Raw genomic sequence first — 3,816 nt, forward strand, 5'->3', positions numbered from 1 at the left:
ACGGCGTTTACAACAGGAATACGGTCGCCATAGTGCCCAAGCGTAATCTTGTTGTGTCGATAATTTATCTTGGTAAGTGTTTAACGCATCTCTATCCGGAAAAATTGCACAGGTGCGCTCCATCTTCGGATAGAGCATTTGCCATTTGTGTGTTTTTATTTTGCCTTCTTCCACTGGAGGGGGAGGCCAGTATCCGCGACTAGGTCTAGCTTTCTGTGCAGCAGGCAAATAGACGTGAGGTTGTCCTGTTCGTGAAATGATATCGGCTGCGCGTTGCGCTGTAACGGCAGCTGCTTTATACGGATGCACTTGAGTGATGGCACCGGCGCGAGGGTAAATATTGCCCCACATATCACCAAGATTGCCAACTTCACGCATTCCGGGTGTTAAGGCTTCGGGATATAACGCTTCCGGCATTCCATTTTGCCACCCAATAACATCCAGTCCGCTTAAAAAGTGTGGCTTGAATGCTGTCGTTTGCGTATTGCAAAAATAGCCCATTGAGCTTAATACGCGATTAATTTCGCCACCGGGATGACCGATAACATCTACGTTCTTAAACGTTAATTGGGAATATTGTTTTGTTTGTGGACGGTCATTTTCTGGCCCAGCTTTAATACCTTGCCCGAGCATATTCATTTCAGACCAAGGGTTTTGTCCGCCGTGGTTATAACTTGATACAACTTGTTCGGGTAAGTAGTGACGGACTTTTGTTGAGGTTCGTACTCTGCAACCACCCCAACCACAATAGAGCCAATAGCAGATTCCGACAACACGATATTCAACACAGCTAGGTGATGCACTTGACATCATTATTTGAGCAGTATTTAACGCAAATGCACTTCCTGCAGCAGATGACAATAAAAAAGTGGTAATAAGAGAAAGTTTAGGCATTTTCATTGTGCTGACTCCTGATATTGCTGATAACGAGTCAAAGCGACACTGACATCAGTAATGCCGTAAAGCACATAATTTTTATGATCTGACCCAGTAATTTGAATGGCCGGTATTTTGCGAATACCGTTAGTAAAACCGGCAGAAATGCCTTCATAGGCAGATTTTAATTGCTGTTCCAGTTGTAACCAGTCATTAGACTGTCGCAGTTTATTGATCTGTTGCAAAGCAGCCTCCGGCTGCTGTCCTAGTGGAAATTGTTCAGCAAATTTATCTTCTATTTGCTGCACTTGATCCAGATAGTAGATTTTGTTGGCCAGTTCAGTGTGTTGGATAGGGTAGTGTTGAGAGGTATATACCGTTACTTGTCTTTCTGTTTCTATAGCAGAAGCAAAATTAGCACACAGACAGACGATGATAGATACAATTAATTTCTTCATATGTTCCTCATTAAAAATCAAATGGGAACATAATTAAATTACATAAATGAGAGAGAAGTGAACAGGAAATTGATTATTGAATTAAATCAATTAATGTGGATGGGATGCATATTAAAATAAAAATGAGCTCTTATTTCTAAGAGCTCATTAATGACTATGCTGGTTGTTGAGAAAATTGAGTGGTTAGAGTGTTTCTTGCCTCAGAGATAGCCTCTTTGACTACGTCTCTGAGTGAACCACAAAAGCTCTTATCTCCTGCTTTAAAACAGCACAAACGAGAATAAGATTCTCCTAGCATTGTTTCTGATAGTTTATCTTCAACAATTGCCTTGATAAAGGCGAATCGGTATCCAAGTTTAATCTCTTCAACATCAAACTCGTCAAGATCGTCAAATTCTGCCTTCTCAACAGAGATTGAGATACGGTATTTATCCGTATTTTTCTCAATATACTGACTATCTTCAATAGTGAAGTTTTCACAAAACTCGTAGCCCTCTTCCTCAAGGACACTGGAAACATACCGAATATGTTCCTCTAGCCAGCTAAAGAAATCGGGATAAACATCAATAAAGAGGTTAACCTCTCTAAATGAGAGATCGTAATCTGAAGCATAACGTTTCAGAATCTCAATATCGTATTCATCGAGCTCTTCTGGACCTTCCAACTCCATTGTATGGGAATGGGAATAATGATGGGAAAAGCTATTCCCATAAATTTTGCTGAAATAATTATCGTCATACAGCTCGCCAAGCAAATCAAAAAACTTATCTGCGTTATGACGCAGATTGATTTTTTGATTTATTGTCCCAACTTCTTTTAAGAATAATTGGAACAAATTTTCTAACGAATGACGGATATCGCCATAAAAAGCGACACCATCGCCCTGACAATAATTCAGGCTGTACCTGATATCGAAGTCTTCGACATCCATCGTATCAAATCCTAAATCATTTAATCTTTTTTGAAAATATTCAGTTAATGAGTTCATAGTGTTTCTCCTGTAAAAATAGAGGGAAACACTACGCCCATCGGGAATAATGTTTCCCGTATGGGTTAGGTGAGGAGCTTTCCTGTCGGGATTGCTCCCCACAGGGTTAGTAAAAATTATTGCTTATAAGAATAAGCAAGTTATCTAGTTAAATATGTTATTAATATACCGATAATAGTTACGGTTAATGTTGTTGATGCAACTAAACCTATACCAATATATTTCAACATTTCAATTTTTAGAGCTTGAATTTCTAACTTTAAATCTTGCTTTGTTGCTAAAGGTGAAAGACTTTGCTCTAAAGCGTCATCTAAAGCATCGGCCAATGCCTCTGAGATCTCTTGGCTTTGACCAGATTCTCGCAAAGATTTAATGTATTTAGCTTTATCAAATCGAATAGAACTCATAGTTTGTTCCATTTTAGTTAAACTCCTCTCATTAAGTGAGGAGCTTTCCTGTCGGGATTGCTCCCCACAGGGTTAGTTAATTGTTAAACAAACACTCACCATTGCTTACGCGACAGAGGCTGGTTTCAAAGTGCTCGCAGCCTTAGAAAGGGCGGTGAATTTTAAAAACCGTCACCTCGGTTTAAAGGGCGACCATACATTTGACAACGTCAAACACGGCATTTCAGGTCAGCCGTTATAAATGCTATCAACGATAGCGATTTATATAGGACGTGGATATAATCTGCTTGAGTGGATTACAGCAATGATCCAAATATGATCATCTCTTTCCTGGTAAACAATGCGATATCCACGAATAAATGCTTCTCTTGTATTTGTGCCGTCATTTCTAGCTCTGCCTATCGCAGACGGCATATAACCAATAGATTCTATTTTTGAAAAAATATCTTCTTGTAGTCTAATTCCGCTATTTTCAAAACCTGTATATATCATAACTTGGCGAACACAGGTTTTAATATCACTAACTGCTTCAGGAGATAAAATAACCGGTTTAGACATAATTTAAGCGACTGAACGTTCAAAATCAGCTAAATCTTTAGCTGTCTCTTCGATGGTTTTTTGCACAAAAGATTTAGCTTTTGCGAGGGGTATTCCTTTCCCTGCTTCTAACTCTGCTTGACCCTTTGCTATTTTTTGAGCTAAAAACTCATCATAACCTTTTTCTTTTAAAAACATTTTCCATCCTATCTATTTAGTAATTAAGGAGATCTACTAACGGTAGACTTTATTTAGTTCCATTATTGATTAATGGTTCCGATGTCGTCAACCTTTTTTTGATCAAAACGGATATTCAATTTCCTGTTCACTTTCACGCCATCTATGTAATTTAATTATGTTCCCATTTTTTATCAAAAATAATTGAGGAACACATAAATATGAAAAAAACAACCTTAGCACTTATTTTGAGCAGCATTTTAGCTAATGTTGCTGTTGCAGAAACCGCACCGACTTACGTCGATATTACTATTAATAACATTAAAGAAGATACTGGTATTGAATTGGGAACTAATAGCCGAGCTCGCGGTGA

General features: G+C 38.4%; 6 protein-coding genes. All 6 read right to left on the reverse strand.

What is annotated here, in order from left to right; genetic code table 11:
- The coding region (locus PF272_RS01460; protein ID WP_271141371.1) for a TIGR03756 family integrating conjugative element protein at positions 1-900 on the reverse strand (900 nt) is incomplete at its 3' end.
- A complete protein-coding gene (locus tag PF272_RS01465) occupies positions 897-1,334 on the reverse strand; it encodes a TIGR03757 family integrating conjugative element protein (protein WP_271141372.1) in 438 nt (145 codons plus the stop codon). The genes PF272_RS01465 and PF272_RS01460, both read right to left, overlap by 4 nt.
- Before the next feature lie 154 nt (positions 1,335-1,488).
- Positions 1,489-2,322, reverse strand: a complete 834-nt coding sequence (locus PF272_RS01470; RefSeq protein WP_271141373.1) for a hypothetical protein — start codon at positions 2,320-2,322, stop codon at positions 1,489-1,491.
- A gap of 140 nt (positions 2,323-2,462) precedes the next feature.
- Complete coding sequence (locus tag PF272_RS01475) at positions 2,463-2,741, reverse strand: hypothetical protein (protein ID WP_013745144.1); 279 nt, start codon at positions 2,739-2,741, stop codon at positions 2,463-2,465.
- Between the two features lie 249 nt (positions 2,742-2,990).
- The gene (locus PF272_RS01480; protein WP_013745143.1) at positions 2,991-3,287 is read right to left on the reverse strand and encodes a type II toxin-antitoxin system RelE/ParE family toxin; all 297 of its coding nucleotides are present in this window, start codon (positions 3,285-3,287) and stop codon (positions 2,991-2,993) included.
- A 3-nt stretch (positions 3,288-3,290) separates the two neighbouring features.
- Positions 3,291-3,464: a hypothetical protein gene (locus tag PF272_RS01485; protein ID WP_018345792.1), complete on the reverse strand. Its 174-nt coding sequence runs from the start codon at positions 3,462-3,464 to the stop codon at positions 3,291-3,293.
- Between the last annotated feature and the right edge of the window lie 352 nt (positions 3,465-3,816).

Origin of the sequence: Gallibacterium faecale (genome assembly GCF_027920745.1) — a bacterium.
Lineage (GTDB): Bacteria > Pseudomonadota > Gammaproteobacteria > Enterobacterales > Pasteurellaceae > Gallibacterium > Gallibacterium faecale.

Bases quoted from the DNA above. Each gene is read 5' to 3' on its own strand.
- PF272_RS01465 (WP_271141372.1), bottom strand. From the start codon at position 1,334: ATGAAGAAATTAATTGTATCTATCATCGTCTGTCTGTGTGCTAATTTT.
- PF272_RS01470 (WP_271141373.1), bottom strand. From the start codon at position 2,322: ATGAACTCATTAACTGAATATTTTCAAAAAAGATTAAATGATTTAGGA.
- PF272_RS01475 (WP_013745144.1), bottom strand. From the start codon at position 2,741: ATGGAACAAACTATGAGTTCTATTCGATTTGATAAAGCTAAATACATT.
- PF272_RS01480 (WP_013745143.1), bottom strand. From the start codon at position 3,287: ATGTCTAAACCGGTTATTTTATCTCCTGAAGCAGTTAGTGATATTAAA.
- PF272_RS01485 (WP_018345792.1), bottom strand. From the start codon at position 3,464: ATGTTTTTAAAAGAAAAAGGTTATGATGAGTTTTTAGCTCAAAAAATA.